Raw genomic sequence first — 18854 nt, 5'->3', positions numbered from 1 at the left:
CTAAACTCAATTAAACCGAGTAACCCCTTATGGATTTAATCCGCGCAGCCTTACGCAAACCCATTACCGTTCTGGTGTTGGTCGCGGGCTTGTTTTATTTCGGGATCGGTGCCATCCGCACGATCAAAATCGACATCTTCCCGAACCTGGATTTGCCCGTTATTTACATTTCCCACCCCTACGGCGGCTTCACTCCCAACCAGATGGAGTCGTTTTTCGGGAAACAGTACGTCAACCTGCTGCTTTACGTATCGGGGGTCAAAAGCATTGAAACCAAAAACATTCAGGGCCTGACGCTGATCAAGCTCAGTTTCTACGAAGGCACGAACATGGCCCAGGCGGCCGCCGAGGTGTCGTCGTACACGAACAGGGCCCAGGCCATTTTTCCGCCTGGATCGCAACCGCCTTTCATTCTCCGGTTCGATGCGTCGACCCTGCCGGTGGGGCAGTTGGTGTTGAGCAGCCCGATCCGGACAAACAACGAATTACAGGACTTGGCCAACGTTTACGTCCGGGCGCGGTTCAGCTCCATTCCCGGTCTGGTGGCCCCGGCTCCGTTCGGGGGAAACTCCCGGACGGTGGTCATCAAAGCCGATCCGGAACTGCTGCGATCCCACAACCTAACCCCCGATCAGTTGGTGGCCGCCCTGCGCATCAACAACCAGGCAACGCCGGCGGGGAACGTGCGGGTGGGGGATCTGAATTACTTTACCCCGGCTAACACCACAATCAAAACCGTCAAGGATTTTGAGAAAATTCCGATCTACACCGGAACCGTGCAAAACATCTACCTGCGGGATGTGGCGACGGTAGAAGACGGGGCTGATATTACGTCGGGCTACGTGCTGGTCAACGGGCGCCGGTCCGTGTATTTACCAATTACCAAGTCATCGGATGCCTCCACCTGGGAAGTGGTGCAGAACCTGAAGAAGCAATTGCCTACCTTTCAGGCCCAGTTGCCCGAAGATGTGAAGCTTTCTTATGAGTTCGACCAGTCGGTTTACGTCATTAATTCGGTTGAAAGTCTGATTGAGGAAGGCGTCATTGGGGCCATTTTGACGGGGTTGATGGTCCTGCTGTTTCTGGGTGATCCGCGGGGTGCCCTGATCGTAATCATCACCATCCCGATCTGTATCATTTCCGGCGTTTTATTTCTTTCGTTATTCGGGCAGACGATCAACATTATGACGCTGAGCGGACTGTCGCTGGCCATCGGTATTCTGGTGGATGAGTCGACGGTAACGATTGAAAATATACACCAGCACCTCGACATGGGGAAACCGAAAGCGTTGGCCATCTGGGATGCCTGTAAAGAAATTGCGTTCTCGAAACTGCTGATTTTATTCTGTATTCTGGCGGTGTTTGCACCGGCGTTTACGATGAAGGGGATTCCGGGGGCGTTGTTTCTGCCGCTCTCATTAGCCATCGCGTTTTCGATGATTACCTCCTACATCATGGCCCAAACGCTGGTGCCGGTGTTGGCCAACTGGTTGATGAAAAGCCACGCCCACAAATCCAATGGGAAGGGCGGGAAACACGACGTAGTAACGCACAAAGGCACCGGGTTAAACGGCAACGGTGCTGCGTCGGAAGGCAAGGTTTTAAACGGAAAGCACCAATTGGCCCGGCAGGCCGATCTGAATAACGACGGGAAGATTGGCTTGTTTGAGCGTTTTCGTCTGGCCTTCGTACGGTTTATTGAGCTGACTATTCCGCACAAAAAAGTAATTACGCTGGCTTATTTTGCGGTCGCTATCGGATTAACGGCTTTCTTTATCAGCATCATTGGACGCGATGTACTGCCCCGCGTCAACGGCGGTCAGTTTCAGGTCCGGCTTCGGGCCCCGGACGGTACGCGACTGGAAAAAACCGAAACAACCATGTTGAAAGCGCTGGACGTACTAAATCAACTGGTGGGGAAAGAAAACGTGGAAATTACTTCGGCAATGGTGGGGATGCACGGTTCGCAATTTTCAACCAGCCCGATTTATCTCTTTATGGCGGGTCCGCACGAAGGAGTTTTACAGGTCAGTTTAAAACATGATTACGACGTTGATCTGGATGTCTTAAAAGATCAGTTTCGGGCGAACATGAAAGCGGCATTACCGGAAGTAAAACTTTCGTTTGAACCGCTCGAACTGACGGATAAAATTCTGAGTCAGGGATCACCAACGCCCGTTGAAGTCAAGGTCATTGGAAAGAATAAAGAGCAGAACGAAGAGTACGCCAACAAGGTCATTGCCAAGCTAAAACAAATCCCGTATCTGCGCGATGTTCAACTGGGATCGGCCATCAAATACCCGGCGATCAACATCGACATTGACCGGGAGCGGGCCGCGCAGTTGGGCACGGATATTTCGGCCATTTCGCGCTCGTTAACGGCTTCTACTTCTTCCTCCCGTCTGACGGAAAAAAGCGTCTGGATTGACCCAAAAAGCGCCCAGATGTACAGCGTGCAAGTGCAGGTACCGGAGAATCAGATGAAAACCGTCAGCGACATTGGCGAAATCCCGGTGCTGCCCAACACCAACCGGCCGGTTTTGAGCGATGTCGCAACGATTAGCACCGGCAAGACCTACGGCGAAAACGACAACATCGGGGCGGTTCCGGTGCTGTCCGTTACGGCGAATCTGTACGACATGGATTTGGGAACGGCCAACACCGATGTGAACAGGGCCATTGCCGAACTTGGTGAACTGCCGCGCGGTTTAACCATCGAGACCCGCGGTCTGACGCAGGTATTGACCGAAACGCTGGATAGTTTGCAAACCGGTCTGCTGACGGCCATCATCGTGATTTTCCTCATGCTGGCGGCCAATTTCCAGTCGTTCAAGGTGTCGCTGGTGGTGCTGTGTACGGTTCCGGCGGTGTTGGCGGGTTCCCTGGGCCTGCTGCTGCTGACGGGTTCGACGCTTAATTTGCAGTCGTACATGGGCATGATTATGTCGGTAGGGGTGTCGATTTCCAACGCGGTGCTGCTGGTGACCAACGCCGAGCAACTGCGGATGAAAAATCATAATGCCCTGCTGGCGGCCAAAGAATCGGCTTCGTTGCGGATGCGGCCCATCGTAATGACCAGCGTGGCGATGGTTGTCGGTATGCTTCCGATGGCGCTGGGATTTGGTGAAGGAGGTTCGCAGACGGCTCCGCTGGGTCGGGCGGTAATTGGCGGGCTGATCGCTTCCACGTTTGCGGCTTTGCACATTTTACCGCTCGTGTTTGCCTGGGTACAAGGCAATGCGTCGGTGCAGTCGGTATCGCTTGATCCTGAAGATAAAGAAAGTAAACATTATATTCCCGGCGTATATGAATCGGTTAATGAATAGCGTAGCGTCCCCGCTGCTGGCGGTATTTTCCGGCATTCTGGTGATTAGTGCCCTGAACGGGTGCCATTCGTCGGATAGTAAAGCCGACAAAGTGGCGGTGGCGGAAGAGCCCGAGCCGACCGAAGTGTTTTCGCTCCAAAAGGGCAAACTATCGTCGAACCTGCGAATACCCGGTGAACTGGTGGCCTACCGGGATGTGGACATGTACGCCAAAGTAAGCGGGTTTGTTAAATCCATTCACGCTGATGTGGGTACCGAAGTGAAAGCAGGACAACTATTGGCTCTGGCTGAAGCGCCCGAGTTGAATGCCCAGTTGTCGGCGGCCGAGTCGCGGCTGAAGTCGCAGGAGGCCCTGTACATCGCCAGCAAAGCCAATTACGACCGCTACGTGGATGCTGCCAAAACGCCGGGAACCGTGGCACAGTCAATGATTGAGCAGACACTGGCCAAAAAAGAATCGGATTACGCCCAGTTGCAGGCGGCAAAAGCTTCCTATAAGGAGATTGCTGATATGCGAAAATACCTGGAAATCCGGGCGCCTTTCAGCGGGGTGATCAGCCTGCGGAACGTCAGCACCGGAGCTTATATCGGGCCGTCGGGCAAAGGATCGGAGTTGCCGCTTTTTGTCCTGACCGAACAGAAAAAACTCCGTTTGGTGGTGTCCGTTCCGGAAGCCTACACGGGTTACGTGGATCAGGGCGACGAGGTTAGCTTTACGGTAAAGGCGTTCCCGGATCGGAAGTTCACTGGCAAAGTGCAGCGGCTGGCGGGAGCGCTGGACAAACGGCTGCGTTCGGAGCGTACGGAGGTGGATGTTGCCAACAACGACCGGAAATTGCTGCCGGGAATGATTGCCGAAGTAACCATTCCGCTGCCTACAAAAAACAATACGTTTGTGGTGCCCAAATCCGCCGTGATCAACTCCACGACGGGCGTATTTATCGTGAAAGTCGTTAATCAGAAAGCGGAGTGGGTAGCCGTGCAGAAAGGCATGGAGGACGGCGACAAAATCGAAGTGTTCGGCGATCTGAAAGACGGCGATCAGATCATTACAACCGCCACGGAGGAGGTCCGCAACGGCTCACCCATTCGATCGGTAAAACAAACCACGTAATAGCTTCTGCTTGAGATTTTAAGAAAAGACCCCGGCTAAGCCGGGGTCTTTTTTGTTAATCCGTGATGGATGGAATTAAGCAATGGCATCCAGAATGACCGCGCAGGCCGTCCGGATCTGCTCTTCGGTTATAATCAGGGGCGGGGCAATCCGCATGGAATTGTCGCAGAACAGAAACCAGTCGGTGATCACGCCGTTGAGGATGGCCCGGTCGATCACTGGTTTGAGCCGGTCGAACGAATCGAACTCAGCCGCCAGCATCAGCCCCTTGCCGCGCACCTCCCGGATGGCCGGGTGCACCAGCAATTGGCGGAACAACTCGCCTTTGGCCTCAACCTGCTGAGGAAGCTGATCGTCCTGAATCACGCGCAGGGTTGCCAGCGAAGCCGCGGCACTGACCGGGTGACCGCCAAATGTGGTGATGTGGCCCAGAATGGGGTTATTTTTAAAAACGCCCATGATGTCGGCTGAGCTGATGAACGCGCCGATGGGCATACCGCCCCCCATGCCCTTGGCGCAGACGACCACATCCGGCACTACGTCAAAAGCCTCGAATGCCCAGAAGGTACCGGTGCGGCCAAAACCGGTTTGGATTTCGTCAAAAACCAGCAGCGCACCCACTTCCGTACACCGTTTGCGCACCGCCTGCAAATAGGCGGCTTCCGGCACCCGTACGCCCGCTTCGCCCTGCACGACCTCCATAATGACGGCCGCCGTACGTTGGGTAATCTGCTCCAAATGCTGCCAGTCGCCGTGCTGGATGTGCCGGATGTCGGGCAGCAACGGGCGGAAGTTTTGTTTGAAATGCTCACTGCCCGACAACGAAAGCGCCCCCTGCGTGGCGCCGTGGTAGGCATTGAAACACGAAATGATTTCCGTGCGGCCCGTAAATCGTTTCGCCAGTTTCATGGTGCCTTCAATGGCTTCCGTGCCCGAGTTGGTAAAATAGACGTTGGTCAGCGGCTGCGGCAGGGTTTGGGCCAGGGCGTGCGCCAGTTCTACCTGGGGCGACTGCACGAATTCGCCGTACACCATCAGGTGCAGGTATTTGTCGAGCTGTTCCTGAATGGCCGCCAGAACGCGCGGATGCCGGTGACCGACATTGCTGACCCCAATACCGGAAATCAGATCCAGGTACCGGTTGTCTTTGCTGTACAGGTAAACGCCTTCGGCCCGCTCAATTTCGAGCGCCAGTGGAAAGTCAGACGTTTGGGCAACGTGTTGGAAAAAAAGTTGCCGGTGCGTTAAAATGGGGTTGGTTATCAAGCAAATCGTTATTAACGGATACAAAAATACACGTATTTAACGCTTGGGTGGAAGCGGTAAGTTTCTTAACTTTCGTTGTGACTCAATTTTGGCGCCTATGAAGCTACTCTACCTGTGTGTGTGTCTAGGAATTTTAGGGGCGTCGAAAGTGCGGGCGCAGGATGTGTATTACGAACCCGGCCACGCCCGCATTCCCGGAACCTACAATTTTGTGCTTAAAAATGGCACCATCCTGCGGGGGCAATTCGTCCGGCGGGACAGCGCTTCTTACCTGATTCGTACCAAAAAAGACGGTGACCAGCTGCTGGCGGTAAACGACATTGTTCGGGCCGATCTGGTGGGCGGAACTCTGCGCAGCGGTCCCGATTTTCCCAACGGTTTTCCCTTCCGGCTTTATTTTATGCCGACGGCTTACATGCCCGAGAAACGTAGCCTCTACCTTCAAAACAGTTACGTTCTGTTCAGCCGCATCGACGTGGGCGTCACCAAACACTGGAGCGTCGGGTCTACGTTTCAAACCCTGAGCCCGCAGAATTTTCACACGTTTTCAACCAAATTCGGCGCCAAACTAACCACCCGAACCCGGGCCGCGCTAAGCGTGCAGTATATCGGTATTCGTCTGAACGAACGCTTGTTAACCCGGATGGGGCTGGCACAGGGCTTGGTCACGGTGGGCGACGAGGAGCGAAACATCACTGTGGGTGCGGGTGTCACGTTCTCCCGGCAGGGCCTAGCGTCGTCGGGCGTCGTAACCATCGGTTATGTGCGAAAAATCACCCCGGACCTTACGTTTATCAGCCAGAACAACATCCTGATCGGGGAGGCCATCGAGCCGCAGTACACCTACCTCGCCGGTTTGACTTCCGCGGGGTTTCGGTTCAACCGCCGTCGCCACTCGTTTGATACCGCCCTGTTGTTGCCGGTTTACAACGAACAGGGCCTGATGCGCACCAGTCCGTTGCCGTATTTGAGCTACCAGGTCCGGATCGGAAAGTGAAGCTAAGTGGATAGACATGAGAGTAAATACAAGAGAGTAAAGACATCCCCTCTGTGAAGTAACCTTTGCTCTCTTGTGTATTCTCTGTCATCCCCGTTACTGCTCAAAAAAACAGATTGTGCCGCCAACCCAGTCAAAATCCTTGTTGAAGCGGACGCCGATCATTTCACCCCGGCTTAGTCGGGCCAGATTGGTCAGCAGGATCGGGCGGGGGTCTTGTTCGTGCCAGAGGTAGAGCATCCGAATTTCACACTTTACCAAACCGTCGGGCGACTGAATAACCGGTTCGTACTTGACTTTTCGCTGCAGCAGAAAGTTTTCTTTGTCGGGAATCGCGTCCAGATCTTCCCGGGTGACCGACAGCTTAACCCCGCTACCGGCGAAGGAAAACAACGGTTTCAAGACGTAATTCTCCAGGTCTTCCGGGTACGTCCCGAGCGTGTTCAGATAGTGACTTTCCGGAACGTACGGGCTCTTCAAAAGCGGTAGCGTGTGTTTGCTGATGCGGAAAAACCAATTGGGGTGCCCAATCCATTCCACGTCCACGTCGTCGGTCAGTGTAAAATCCGTTTTCAAGTCCGGTAGACTTTCCAGTTCATCGAAAATCAACCGGTTATAAATCCGCTTGATGTGGTACCGCTGGCCGTCTTTCTCATAAAAAAGTTTCCGGCCTTCCTTCTGAATTTTGGTCAGGCAAACGGCTTCAATGCCCAGCATCTCGTTCGTAATGGCAAAATCGACGCGGGTTTTCTGCTTTTCCGGAAAAATCTCCAGCAAAATTACCTGTTCGGGTTGCTCAAGGCCAACGATGAGCCGTCGGAGGTGCTGGCGGTAGGTTTCGTCGGAATCCACGTTGAACAGGTGACTGAAACCGTCCGGAATGGGAAAATGCTGCCGGTAGTTCTCCGAGAGGTACGACTGAAAGCCGAACAGCGAGGGAAAACCCTGCAATTCAATTAACTGCGGGACCAGCTCGCCGTTTTCGTCTTGGCAAATGGCGAAATCGATGGCTAGAAAAGAGGTATGATCGTTTTCGTTTGGCACCCGCTGGCCCGGCGGAATGGCCGCTTCCGACAACTCCTTGAAATCGTGCCGGGTGATGGTGTCGATAATCGACTCGCAGGCTTCCAGGATACGGTCTTTCAGCGCAAGGGGCACAAAAACCGGCGTTTCGGCCACCCGAAAGTCCAGTTGATCCGGATAATCGCGGTGAATCTGATCCAAAAAAGCCCGGTACTGTTCCGGGCTGAATGCTTGGTTGTAAGCCTGTCGAATCGATTGAATCATAACAATACGGTTCAAAACCGGCCGGCTTGGCCGGCCGGTTTTGTTTTTAAAGTTTAACCAAACTTGACTGGCGCAGAAAACCCGGTATGATGACCGACTCCGTCAGGGCAATTTTTTCCGGATCCTGCAGGTAGGCCACCATTTCGTTGTACTTGTCTTCGCCGTGATTTTCAACGATTTGCTGTTTCTTCTCGTCGGTCATGAAATACCGCAACATGCCCTCGCCATCGGCTTCCGGGTGAAACTGCGTACCAAAAATTTCGTCGGTGAACCGCACCGCCATGATGGCCCGTTCCAGCGGAACGTGGGGGCGGATTTTCTCCAGACACAGCACTTTAACGTTCAGTTCGTTGATGCGGTCCCAGTTGGGTTCCGTCAGTTGATAATCCCGCGAATCGACCGCGAAAAACGGATCGGGCAACCCTTCAAACAGCGGATCGGTCAGGCCGTCGTCGGTTTTGTGCATCGGGAAAATGCCAAAGGACGTCGATTTGCGTTTGCTGATGGTTCCGAGGCCCAGGTGCCGGGACACGAGCTGGAAGGAGTGGCAGATCAGAAACAGGTATTTCTTTTGCTCGTGGATTCTGTTGTGCTCAAATAGCTGGTCGATCAACCGAAAATAGGGCGCTTCCCACGGCTCATCGCTCGGCAACGGACTACCCGGCCCACCGGTTGAAATATAAATGTCATAGTCCAGGCCCGGGACTTCGTTTTTGCCCCGCACGTCGAAAATTGTATGCGTCAATTCCACTTCCATCTGGCCGCTCATATTCCGAATAAGTTGCAGAATACAGCGCATTCCTTCGTTCGGGACGTTGTTGTACAAGTCCAGAACCGCCACTTTCATTGATTCCATTCCGTTAAATTCAAAGCTACAGTTTATGGGTCAGACGATGACACGTCTCCTTGATTAACTAGATCAAGCCGTGAGAAGTTTCCTCAACGATGTAATCCACAACCCGCTTCAAGTCATTGGTTTGCCGGAAAACCGCCAGTTGCCGGTCGGCTCCGGTGCCCATTTCAAGAATGGTTTTAACATATTCAATTTCTTTGCGGCTGCCGAGCTCGTCCACTACATCGTCGATGAATTCTAGCAATTCCTGGGCCAGCGTGTGGTAGGGTACTTCCTCCTGCTTGCCAAAATCGATCAGCTTGCCTTCGATGCCGTAGCGGGCCGCCCGCCACTTATTTTCGTTGATCAGGATTTTCCGGTACGGCCGAAAATTCAGGTTTTGCTTGTGTAATTTGTGAATCTTGGCAATTAGCGCCTGCATCACGGCCGCCAGGCAAATGGTTTCATCGACCCGCATGGGCACGTCGCAAATCCGGAATTCAATGGTGTTGAAGAACGGGTGCAGCCGAATGTCCCACCAGATTTTCTTGCCGTTGTCGATGCAGTTGGTTTTCACCAGCAGGTTGATGTAATCGTCGTACTCGGCCGCCGAGGCAAAATAGTCGGGAATACCGGTGCGCGGAAACTTGTCAAACACCTTCGAGCGGTAAGATTTGAACCCCGTGTTGCGGCCGCACCAGAACGGTGAATTGGTCGACAGGGCGTAGACGTGGGGCAGAAAATACCGCACGGCATTCATGATGTGCAGGCCGTCGTTACGGTTTTCGATGCCCACGTGTACGTGCAGGCCAAAAATCAGGTTCGAGCGGGCCACATCACGCATCTCATCGATGAGCTTGTCGTAGCGTTCGTTGTCGGTAATGAGCTGATCCTGCCAGTCGGAGATGGGGTGCGTTCCGGCAGCTGCGATTTTCAGATTCTGCTTTTCGGCCAGATCGAGCACCATCTTGCGCAGGTACGTCACCTCCTCGCGCGCTTCGTGAATGTTGGTGCAGATGTTGGTGCCCACTTCCACCACGGCCTGGTGCATCTCGGCTTTGACCCGTTCCTGAAGCGTGATCTGGCCGCCCTCCACAATTTTCGACATGTGCGAACGCAACTCCCGCGTCACGGGGTCGATGGTCTGAAATTCTTCTTCGATTCCTAGGGTGAAAACTGGCATGAACGGAGCGATCGGAATAGCGTGATTTATTTGGCCTTTTTTTCTTTTTTCGCTTTCGGCTTCTCGTCAGAGCCGGCTTTGGCCCCTTCTTTTTTCTTTGGAGACTCGGCCATTTTTTTCTCCGCTTTTTTTGATTTCACCGGTTCTGCGGTTGGTTCAACGGCCTCTTCGGACTCGGCGGCAGGCGTTGCGGGCCGTCCGTGCGCCGAACTCTTCACGTACGAACCCCAGGTCAGGTTGTCTTGGCCCGGCACCTGCGCTTTCGCCCGCGCGATGGCCATGTTGGCGGCCGCTTCCACCACCCATTCAAAGTTTTCCTGACCGACCGAATAAATATCCGCATCCGGAGCGGGGTTGCAGAAGTCAATGGCGTAGGGAATCCCGTCGCGGACGGCAAACTCAACGGTATTGAAATCGTAGCCCAGGGCCTGGTTGAGGGCGATGACGTAGTTGCGCACCGTCGTCGTCAGTTTTTTGTAGGCTTCGCCGGAAGTCTGGGGCTCGGCTGCGTAGCGAAGGTGATGGGGGTTACGGGGTTCGTAGGGCATAATCCGGACATCCGTGCCCCCGATGCAGTAACAGCGGAAGTAATCGTCGAACACAATTTCTTCCTGCAGCATCATCACCAACTGGCCGGTTTCGGCAAATTTCTGCCACAGATCGTCGGGGTTGTACACCTTATAAACGCTTTTCCAGCCACCGCCGGAGTGGGGTTTCATGTAAGCCGGAAAACCGATGTACTTGAAAATAGCGTCCCAATCCATCATTTTCAGGTTCCGGAACGAGTTTTCGTTGGTGTCGTCGGGGCGTTCCTTCGACGGCAGCAGGACGGTATTCGGAACCGGTACGTTTAGTTTGGTGGCCAGGCAGTTGTTGAAAAACTTCTCGTCGGCGCTCCACCAGAAGGGGTTGTTGATGACGGCCGTGCCGGTCAGGGCTGCGTTTTTCAGGTAAGCGCGGTAAAACGGTACGTCCTGCGAAATCCGGTCGATGATCACGGCGTATTCCGTGGGGTCGCCCTGAACCACTTTGTCAATGCTGACGAATTCGGCCAGAATGCCGCTCTCCTTCTTGCTGTTGACCCGGTCGACAAAGGCTTGCGGAAATGAATTTTCCTGCCCGAAAAGGATACCAATTTTCTTCATAGTGGTTGCAAAGCTCAACCGTTGCGGTTGTGATTGAATGGATGAGTGGTTAATTCTATTTAAACTCAAATTGTTTAAAATGATGGCCCATGTGCGCCACATAGTCGATAATCAACCACGAAAGAGGGACGGTTTCGGCGGTATCCGGCGGCAGCACGGGGTTTTGCAGGACCGTTTCGGGAAGGGCCTCGGTAACGTATACGATCTGTTGGTTGAGCGATTGCCAGAGGGCCAGCAGGTGGTCGATGGGCAGGTCCTGATACCGGTTGTGGATCACCGACTGGTTCATGTCGTAGCGCTGAACCACAAACGGCGACGGCATAAACTGCGCATCCGTAAACCGTTTCAGGTTGTTCAGCCCCGAGTCGATCAGATGCCCCAGGACTTCCTTCCGCGACCATTTGCCAGGTTTCCGGGCCGTCAGCTCCTCCGCCGAAAAAAGAACGAACTGTTCCGGCAACTCCTCCATGTAAGTCCGTAGCTGCTGAATGGAATCGGCGTAGGGGAGGTGTAAATCCTCGTATCCGTATTTCTTCGGGGGCGTCATGGCTAAACCATTGATAAATAATGCGGAAACATCTCGCGCCAGACCGGCCAGTCGTGTTCACCCCAGGGCCGGACATCGAGCCAATGCTGGATGCCTTTGCGGTTCAGAATTTCCGACATCCGGTAGTTTTCGGGTTTGCAAAAATCGTATTCCGACGTGCCCAACACGATTTGCATGCGGTAAAAATGGTCGTTGTGAGCGTTGGGCATGTAATCCGGGGGGTTGTTGAAATAAACATTGTCGTCGTAGTAACCGTCCATGAACGACCTGATATCGAACTTAGCACCCATTGACCAGAGATAAGCCACCCGCTCGGGATGACGAAAGGCAAAGTTGAGCGCCTGAAAACCGCCAAAACTACACCCACCGACCGCAATTTTGTCGACGTGGCATTCGTGCTGAATCCAGGGAACCAGTTCTTCGTTGACCATCCGGTCGTACCAGTTATGGTTCTGGACCCGGATGGAAGGGGGAAGGTGCTTGGCGTACCAGCTATCGCGGTCGATGCTGTCGATGCAGTAGATTTTAATCTTGCGGTTTTCGATAAACCAGCGGGCGGATTCAATGAGCCCAAAATCCTTCGCTTCGTAATACCGTCCCATGGTGGTGGGAAACAGCAAAACCGGGTAGCCCCACTCGCCAAACACCAGCATTTCAATGTCGCGACCGAGGTGGTGCGAGTACCATTTTCTGTAGCTCTCCTGCAAAATATCGTTTGGTTTTTTGTTGATGATTCGGGAGGAAAGATAACCATATTTACGAATTTCCAAGAAATCTCTCCGTAAATTTGGGCGATTTCCGGGGGTAGCGCTACCGTGCTGAACAGCCCGAGTAACGGGTAGTTTTTTTGTAACTGATTGCTGATGAGTTTATTTTCGACTACGAATAGTTGGGCCGGCGGTGTAGCGACGAAAACCGATACCGGGCTGGTATCGGTGTATCTGAACCGGGCGGTTCGGCTGGATGTGATTTTCCCGAGAGAGTACGAAACCGCACCCGACCCCTTTCCGGTGCTGTATCTGAATGACGGCCAGGATCTGGAACGGCTCCGGATGACGCAGGTGCTGGATGCGCTGGATGCGCAGCAAACCGTCCGGCCGTTTGTTCTGGTGGCCATTCACGCGGGCGACCGGATTCAGGAGTACGGGGTGGCCGCGCAGGCCGATTACCTCCATCGGGGGGCCAAAGCCGGGGTTTATACCGAATTTGTGAAGCACGAATTAGTGCCCTACGTGCAGAAGCAGTACCGGGTAAGCCAGCAGCCCACGGAAGCGGTTTTTGCCGGGTTTTCGCTCGGCGGGCTGTCGGCTTTTGATCTGGTCTGGAATCATCCGGATCTGTTTCGGAAAGCGGGCGTTTTCTCCGGGTCGTTCTGGTGGCGGCAGCGCGGCCTAAACGAAGGTTATTCCGATGCCGACCGGATCATGCACGCCCACATCCGAAAAACCCAACCGCCCACAGATTCGGCCTTCTGGTTGCAAACCGGCACACTGGACGAAACCGACGACCGCGACAACGACGGCATCATTGACTCCATCGACGATACGCTTGACCTAATTGCGGAACTCGAACGCAAAGGTTTTCGCTGGGGCCAGCACGTCAAGTACGTTGAGGTCCAGGACGGACGGCATGAACCGGAAACCTGGAGCCAGGTAATGCCGCAGTTTCTACACTGGGCGTTTCCACCGCCGAAAAACCGTACCTGAACGAGTTGACTACGATGGTATTAATCCGACCCAAACCATGAAAACCTTACTGTCTTTGACTTCGCTGGCCGTTTTGCTGGCCTGTCGTTTTTCAGCGCCGACCCTACCCATTGCCGACCGCAAACTGGTTTGGTCCGACGAGTTTGATCAATCCGGTCTGCCCGATCCGGCTAAATGGAAATACGATGTGGGCGGTCACGGATTCGGGAACAATGAGTTACAGTATTACCTCGGTCCCCGGAAGGAAAACGCCCGCATCGAGAATGGCCTGCTGATCATTGAAGCCCGAAAAGAAAAACACGAAAACCGTGATTATACGTCCGCTAAACTAACCACCCAGGGGCTGGCCGAATGGAAATACGGGCGGATTGACGTGCGGGCCAAACTGCCGAAAGGCCGGGGGACCTGGCCCGCCATCTGGATGCTGAGTGCGAAAACACCGTTAAAGTGGCCACTCGACGGTGAAATCGACATCATGGAACACGTGGGTTTTAATGAAGACCAGATTCACGGCACGATTCACACCCAGGCTTACAACCACACCAAACACACCGAGAAAACGGGGATTAAGAAAGTGCCGGGGGCTACGCAGAATTTTCACACGTATTCCATCGACTGGAGCGCCGAGAAAATTGATTTTCTGATTGATAACCAGCCATACTGCACCATCACCAAGCAGGAAACCGGCAGTAGCTACGAAGAGTGGCCGCTCGACCAACCGTTTTACCTGATTTTGAACGTGGCCGTGGGCGGTAACTGGGGGGGGCAGAAAGGAGTCGATGAATCCATCTGGCCGCAGCGGTTGGAGATCGACTACGTGCGCGTGTACCAGTAAAGCAAAAGAAAGGTCCGAACAAGGCAGACTCGTTCGGACCTTTGGTGATAAAGGGCGATCTGTTCTTACAGGGAGAGCAGAAAAGCCATGGTGTCTACACCATCGGCGTAATCGGCCAAGCCGGGGTGCTGCGTCTGACCGAGGGCCACGCTGCCCGGGTAAAAACCGTCTTTGGAAGCCACCACCTGAATCCGGCCCGAGAGCTGCGATAACTTCGAAGTTAGATCTTCCTGGTCGAAATACCGTTGGAAATACAGGGTTGAGATGGGGGAAACAAGGCCCTCGTTTTCCGTCAGCAGCAGAAAGCCGTTGTCGTAATGCGGGACGCCGTTGATGAGATAAATCGACTTATTATAATCGTAATTGTTGTTGTACTTGTGGTGGCTGGTGAACTGAAATGACTGCGGTTCGAGCAGCTTCAGGAGCGGGATGAAATCGTATTCCTGCGGCACAAACAGGGTGGAAACGTTGCGGCATCCCAACCCGAAGTAATCCAGCACATCGTGTCCAAGGGCTTGCAGGTCATCGTCTGTTTCATCGCCGGTCAGCACGGCCACTGAAGACCGGTTTCGACGAATGATGTGCGGTTTCTTGGAAAAATAGTACTCAAAGTAGCGGGCTGAATTGGAACTGCCCGTCGCAATGAAGGCATCTGCCTGATTCAGACGCTCGCTGATCTGAATAAACGGGGCAAACGCCGGGTTGATATCAATGATTTTTTTTATTAAATAACTGATTAGTACAAAATCAGGTGTACTCAGCTTGGCTAAAAGCCGGTGGCCGGTCAGGAGCACGCACAGCAGATCGTGGAAGCCAACCGCCGGAATGTTACCGGCCATAACAACGCCCACATTTTTAGGTGTTTCAACCGTAACGTTATAACCTTTTATCCATGCCGATAACTTTTCTTCATTCAGGTATTCATCGGCAAGGGCGAGCAGGGCTTTGGACGCGTACTCGGGAGTAAACCAATGATTGGAAGCGTAAGCTCTCTGGGCTATTTCCTGAATTTCTGCGCTGTTTTCGGGGTTTTTCAGGAAATTGCCCAACTGGACAAACGTATTCATTCGATCCGTTAAATTCATCGTAGCTTGGGTAACGTATATTTCTATTGAACCGCCAAAAATAAATTATAGTTTGGCGCCAACCTTTAAATAATTATATTTGTTGTTAAATTATCGTTTCATTCTATCAAGCAACTGGTTTGTTGTGTTGGGAGCTCATTCAAGGTGGCAGACTGGCACGCAAACAACTTAAATCTACCTGCAAAATGGCAATCATGATCACAGACGAGTGCATCAATTGTGGTGCCTGCGAACCCGAATGCCCCAACACGGCAATTTACGAAGGCGGTGTTGAATGGACCTGGAGCGGAGGAACGGAATTAGATGTTGTCGATTTTGGTGATGGTACGGTAGTCAACGGAAAAGATCCACAAACCCCGGTATCCGACGAGTTTTACTATATCGTTTCAGATAAATGTACGGAATGCGTTGGTTTCCATGAGGAACCACAATGTGCAGCCGTTTGTCCTGTTGATTGCTGCGTACCCGACCCCGATGTCGTGGAAGACGAAGAAACATTACTCGCCAAGAAGGCCTGGCTCCACGCTGAGGCCGTTTGACAGAAAAGCTGATTTTCTTATGAAATCCCGGATTTTAAAATCCGGGATTTTTTTTGTCCATACGGTTTAGCCACTCCGTAAAAAATGTAACTATTCTGCTATTAAATTGAATAGCTGTGTTGTGGGTTAGTTACAGAATATTTTAAATTTCTTTAGGATTGCAAAATATAGTGTATTTGTAAAATTAAGTCAGAAAAGCTAAAATTAGGTTTAAATATCAAGATAATACGGAGTAAATAGGTGTGTTTTAGTGAAAAATGCATTAAATTTTTGTAAAAACTTGCAAATAATATATCTGCCGTTAATATTTGTGAAACTATTCAATTGTCCCACTAGTAATCGAACAAACCAAAGAAAATTATGAAGAAAACTTTATTGTTGGTATGTTGTTCGTTCTCTGTCTTATTGTCTAAAGCGCAGGATAGCACTTCTACAAAGCCCCAGGTTGTGGCGGCCCCCCTGGAGACGGGAAGCGAAAACAAAGGTAAGTTCACGTTCTCTGGCTACATCGATACATATTACACCGGTAACTTCAACAACCCCAAATCAAGCAGCAACCTCGGCGCTGCCAAGACCGCCCGGGTATTCGACCAACGTTCCGGACAAATTCTTCTCGGTCTGATTCAAACTAAAATCGGTTACAGCACCGATAAAGTCGATGCGGTGATCGACCTGACCTTTGGTCCAAACGCTGATCTTGGAAACTACGGTAACATTATTGGGCCCTTGGAGGGGGGAACCTCACTGGCTGCCATCAAACAGGCGTATATCAACTGGAAGGTGTCAGACAAATTTGCAGTGATGGCCGGTCAGTTTGGAACGCACATCGGTTACGAAGTCATTGACGCTCCGGTTAACTACAACTACTCTCTCTCGAATCTATTCAACAACGGTCCTTTCTACCATACCGGCATCAAAGGGACGTATGCCTTCAGCGACCGGGCTTCGTTGATGCTCGGTGTCGTCAACAACGTCGATAGCTGGAAAGACAACAACAAAGCGAAAGGCATCATCGGTCAGTTTTTCTTCTCGCCAGCTGCGGGCTGGAACGTGTACCTGAACGGTATCGTCAGCAACGAAGCCAACCCGGATTCGCTGGGTAACCAGGTGAAAGGATCGTATTCGGTATTCGATTTGACCACTACCTACCAGGTTACCGAGCGGTTTTACCTGGGTTTAAACGCAGCCATCGGTTCTCAGGAAAAAGATTTTCAGGGCTTCGAGCCGCTGAAAGCCGGCAAATCGAATTGGGGAGGTGTGGCGCTCTACACCAATTACGCCCTTACCAGCAAGTTCGGCCTGGGTGCCCGGTACGAATACTTTGACAACACCGACGGAGCGCGGGGGCTGCGTAACTTCAATGAACAGGGAACGAGCGTCAACTCAATCACCGTTACGGGTAACATCACAGCCGCCGATGGTAACCTGTTGATTAAACCGGAATTCCGGCTCGACAGCTACGCCAAACCAACCGTGAGCGGTGCGGAAAGACAGCTGCAATTTGAAGACAGCGACGGAAACTTTACCAAATCTTCGCAGGCAACCCTTGGCCTGGCACTCATCTACAAGTTTTAATAAGCAACCCCACACCGGTCGTCTTTCAAGACCGATATTGACTAATGTACAACTAAACCATTTTTTGGTACCATGCAAAAACCATCTTATTTACCGCTTGCCCTCTTGCTGATTGTCAGTGTGTTGGGAGTCGTTTTTCCGTCTGTCCCGACAACAATTGTCACCGAAGGTATCGATACCGGTGACACGGCCTGGATGCTCGTTTCGGCTGCCCTTGTTCTGTTGATGACGCCCGGTCTGGCGTACTTCTACGGGGGTATGGTAAACAACAAAAACGTTATTTCGACGATGCTGCAAAGCTTCATTGCGATGGGCGTCATCAGCATTCTCTGGGTCGTAGTCGGTTTTAGCCTCGCGTTCGGTGAAGATATCGGTGGCTTCATTGGCAACCCGACCACGTTCTTCATGTTCAACGGCGTACTTGATGGCAAACCCTGGCCGCTGGCCGCAACGGTTCCTCTGGTGGTGTTTGCTTTCTTCCAGTTGAAATTCGCCATGATTACCCCGGCCCTGGTGACGGGTTCAATGGCCGAACGGATCAATTTCAAATCGTACGTGTTGTTCATGATCCTGTTCAGTCTGCTGGTTTACACTCCGCTGGCCCACATGACCTGGCATCCGGATGGTTACCTGTTCAAAATGGGCGTTCTGGATTTCGCGGGTGGCACGGTCGTACACATGTCGGCTGGCTGGGCGGCCCTGGCGGGTGCGCTTTACCTGAAGCGCCGTAAATCACACGCGGAAGCGGCTTACTTCCCACCGGCCAACATCCCGTTTGTCTTGTTGGGTACCGGTCTGCTGTGGTTCGGCTGGTTTGGTTTCAACGCCGGTTCGGCCGTAGGAGCTTCCGCGCTGGCCGCCAGTGCATTTGCAACCACCAACACGGCTGCGGCTGCGGCTGGTTTGGGCTGGGTGCTGTTCGACGCATCAAAAGGCAAAAAAGTGTCGGCCCTGGGCTTCGCCATTGGTGCCGTTGTTGGTCTGGTGGCCATCACCCCGGCGGCTGGTTTTGTGACCATTCCTACTTCGATCTTCATTGGTACCGTGGCCGGTATGATCAGTAACTTTGTGGCACACCTGCGGGCTAAATCAACCCTGGATGATACGCTGGACGTATTCCCCTGCCACGGTGTTGGTGGTATGGTTGGTATGGTCATGACGGGTATCTTCGCTACAAAAGGCGTTAACTCTGCAGTGGCCGACGAAGGTCTGGCTTTCGGAGACACCAAACTGTTCCTGACGCACATGCTGGCCCTCGTACTGGTATCGGTTTTTGCCTTTGGTATGTCGTACCTGCTTCTGATTGTTACAAACGCGATTCTGCCCCTTCGTGTCAGCGAAGACGACGAAAAAGTTGGTCTGGATGTCAGCCAGCACGATGAATTCCTGGTAGACGCTTAGTTTAAGATATTATGAC

16 protein-coding genes are annotated in these 18854 nt (G+C 52.7%); 8 read left to right on the top strand and 8 right to left on the bottom strand.

Translation table 11 applies throughout. The features are described 5' to 3' along the window. Window positions 1-29: 29 nt before the first annotated feature. Together OQ371_RS21375 and OQ371_RS21370 are read left to right on the top strand one after the other, a co-directional pair. Entirely contained in the window at window positions 30-3326 is a 3297-nt protein-coding gene (locus OQ371_RS21375; RefSeq protein ID WP_265990361.1) for an efflux RND transporter permease subunit, read from the top strand. Beyond that, a complete protein-coding gene (locus OQ371_RS21370; protein ID WP_265990360.1) occupies window positions 3319-4440 on the top strand; it encodes an efflux RND transporter periplasmic adaptor subunit in 1122 nt (373 codons plus the stop codon). Before OQ371_RS21375 ends, OQ371_RS21370 begins: the two co-directional genes overlap by 8 nt. 75 nt (window positions 4441-4515) lie before the next feature. Here OQ371_RS21370 and OQ371_RS21365 read toward each other — a convergent pair whose 3' ends face one another. Then, complete coding sequence (locus tag OQ371_RS21365) at window positions 4516-5703, bottom strand: aspartate aminotransferase family protein (RefSeq protein ID WP_265994347.1); 1188 nt, start codon at window positions 5701-5703, stop codon at window positions 4516-4518. A gap of 100 nt (window positions 5704-5803) precedes the next feature. Between OQ371_RS21365 and OQ371_RS21360 the strand changes: the two genes are divergently transcribed. Beyond that, window positions 5804-6703 carry a hypothetical protein gene (locus tag OQ371_RS21360; protein ID WP_265990359.1) on the top strand — a complete coding sequence of 300 codons (900 nt, stop codon included), beginning with the start codon at window positions 5804-5806 and terminating at the stop codon, window positions 6701-6703. A 96-nt stretch (window positions 6704-6799) separates the two neighbouring features. Here OQ371_RS21360 and OQ371_RS21355 read toward each other — a convergent pair whose 3' ends face one another. Genes OQ371_RS21355 through OQ371_RS21330 form a run of 6 tightly spaced genes read right to left on the bottom strand, consistent with a single transcriptional unit; the run spans window position 6800 to window position 12404 of the window. Continuing rightward, the gene (locus OQ371_RS21355) at window positions 6800-7990 is read right to left on the bottom strand and encodes a hypothetical protein (protein ID WP_265990358.1); all 1191 of its coding nucleotides are present in this window, start codon (window positions 7988-7990) and stop codon (window positions 6800-6802) included. Between the two features lie 46 nt (window positions 7991-8036). Then, on the bottom strand, window positions 8037-8846 hold the full coding sequence (locus OQ371_RS21350) for a type 1 glutamine amidotransferase (protein WP_265990357.1): 810 nt from the start codon (window positions 8844-8846) through the stop codon (window positions 8037-8039). Window positions 8847-8904: 58 nt separating this feature from the next. Next, the gene (locus tag OQ371_RS21345) at window positions 8905-10005 is read right to left on the bottom strand and encodes a carboxylate-amine ligase (RefSeq protein WP_265990356.1); all 1101 of its coding nucleotides are present in this window, start codon (window positions 10003-10005) and stop codon (window positions 8905-8907) included. A 26-nt stretch (window positions 10006-10031) separates the two neighbouring features. After that, complete coding sequence (locus OQ371_RS21340; RefSeq protein ID WP_265990355.1) at window positions 10032-11150, bottom strand: ATP-grasp domain-containing protein; 1119 nt, start codon at window positions 11148-11150, stop codon at window positions 10032-10034. Window positions 11151-11205: 55 nt separating this feature from the next. Then, entirely contained in the window at window positions 11206-11697 is a 492-nt protein-coding gene (locus tag OQ371_RS21335) for a DinB family protein (protein WP_265990354.1), read from the bottom strand. A gap of 2 nt (window positions 11698-11699) precedes the next feature. After that, on the bottom strand, window positions 11700-12404 hold the full coding sequence (locus OQ371_RS21330) for an esterase family protein (protein WP_265994346.1): 705 nt from the start codon (window positions 12402-12404) through the stop codon (window positions 11700-11702). A 156-nt stretch (window positions 12405-12560) separates the two neighbouring features. Here OQ371_RS21330 and OQ371_RS21325 point away from each other — a divergent pair, with 156 nt between their 5' ends. Beyond that, window positions 12561-13403, top strand: a complete 843-nt coding sequence (locus tag OQ371_RS21325; protein ID WP_265990353.1) for an alpha/beta hydrolase — start codon at window positions 12561-12563, stop codon at window positions 13401-13403. 37 nt (window positions 13404-13440) lie between these two features. Further along, window positions 13441-14238, top strand: coding sequence for a glycoside hydrolase family 16 protein (locus OQ371_RS21320; RefSeq protein WP_265990352.1), 798 nt, complete (start codon window positions 13441-13443; stop codon window positions 14236-14238). 65 nt (window positions 14239-14303) lie between these two features. On the opposite strand, the gene OQ371_RS21315 is transcribed toward OQ371_RS21320, so the two are convergent. Continuing rightward, window positions 14304-15323: an acyl-CoA reductase gene (locus tag OQ371_RS21315; RefSeq protein ID WP_265990351.1), complete on the bottom strand. Its 1020-nt coding sequence runs from the start codon at window positions 15321-15323 to the stop codon at window positions 14304-14306. Window positions 15324-15508: 185 nt separating this feature from the next. Between OQ371_RS21315 and OQ371_RS21310 the strand changes: the two genes are divergently transcribed. From OQ371_RS21310 to OQ371_RS21300, 3 genes are all read left to right on the top strand, one after another. Next, a complete protein-coding gene (locus OQ371_RS21310) occupies window positions 15509-15862 on the top strand; it encodes a 4Fe-4S dicluster domain-containing protein (RefSeq protein ID WP_038117307.1) in 354 nt (117 codons plus the stop codon). A gap of 360 nt (window positions 15863-16222) precedes the next feature. Beyond that, window positions 16223-17437, top strand: coding sequence for a porin (locus OQ371_RS21305; RefSeq protein ID WP_265990350.1), 1215 nt, complete (start codon window positions 16223-16225; stop codon window positions 17435-17437). A 72-nt stretch (window positions 17438-17509) separates the two neighbouring features. Then, window positions 17510-18838 (top strand): ammonium transporter, encoded by a 1329-nt coding sequence (locus OQ371_RS21300; RefSeq protein WP_265990349.1) that lies wholly within the window; start codon window positions 17510-17512, stop codon window positions 18836-18838. Window positions 18839-18854 lie beyond the last annotated feature (16 nt).

Source organism: Larkinella insperata (assembly GCF_026248825.1).
GTDB lineage: Bacteria > Bacteroidota > Bacteroidia > Cytophagales > Spirosomataceae > Larkinella > Larkinella insperata.
The sequence above is the reverse complement of the archived record's forward strand: the minus strand, read 5'-3'. Positions and strand labels throughout refer to the sequence as shown.

Bases quoted from the DNA above. Each gene is read 5' to 3' on its own strand.
- OQ371_RS21375 (WP_265990361.1), top strand. From the start codon at position 30: ATGGATTTAATCCGCGCAGCCTTACGCAAACCCATTACCGTTCTGGTG.
- OQ371_RS21370 (WP_265990360.1), top strand. From the start codon at position 3,319: ATGAATAGCGTAGCGTCCCCGCTGCTGGCGGTATTTTCCGGCATTCTG.
- OQ371_RS21360 (WP_265990359.1), top strand. From the start codon at position 5,804: ATGAAGCTACTCTACCTGTGTGTGTGTCTAGGAATTTTAGGGGCGTCG.
- OQ371_RS21355 (WP_265990358.1), bottom strand. From the start codon at position 7,990: ATGATTCAATCGATTCGACAGGCTTACAACCAAGCATTCAGCCCGGAA.
- OQ371_RS21350 (WP_265990357.1), bottom strand. From the start codon at position 8,846: ATGGAATCAATGAAAGTGGCGGTTCTGGACTTGTACAACAACGTCCCG.
- OQ371_RS21345 (WP_265990356.1), bottom strand. From the start codon at position 10,005: ATGCCAGTTTTCACCCTAGGAATCGAAGAAGAATTTCAGACCATCGAC.
- OQ371_RS21340 (WP_265990355.1), bottom strand. From the start codon at position 11,150: ATGAAGAAAATTGGTATCCTTTTCGGGCAGGAAAATTCATTTCCGCAA.
- OQ371_RS21335 (WP_265990354.1), bottom strand. From the start codon at position 11,697: ATGACGCCCCCGAAGAAATACGGATACGAGGATTTACACCTCCCCTAC.
- OQ371_RS21325 (WP_265990353.1), top strand. From the start codon at position 12,561: ATGAGTTTATTTTCGACTACGAATAGTTGGGCCGGCGGTGTAGCGACG.
- OQ371_RS21320 (WP_265990352.1), top strand. From the start codon at position 13,441: ATGAAAACCTTACTGTCTTTGACTTCGCTGGCCGTTTTGCTGGCCTGT.
- OQ371_RS21315 (WP_265990351.1), bottom strand. From the start codon at position 15,323: ATGAATTTAACGGATCGAATGAATACGTTTGTCCAGTTGGGCAATTTC.
- OQ371_RS21310 (WP_038117307.1), top strand. From the start codon at position 15,509: ATGGCAATCATGATCACAGACGAGTGCATCAATTGTGGTGCCTGCGAA.
- OQ371_RS21305 (WP_265990350.1), top strand. From the start codon at position 16,223: ATGAAGAAAACTTTATTGTTGGTATGTTGTTCGTTCTCTGTCTTATTG.
- OQ371_RS21300 (WP_265990349.1), top strand. From the start codon at position 17,510: ATGCAAAAACCATCTTATTTACCGCTTGCCCTCTTGCTGATTGTCAGT.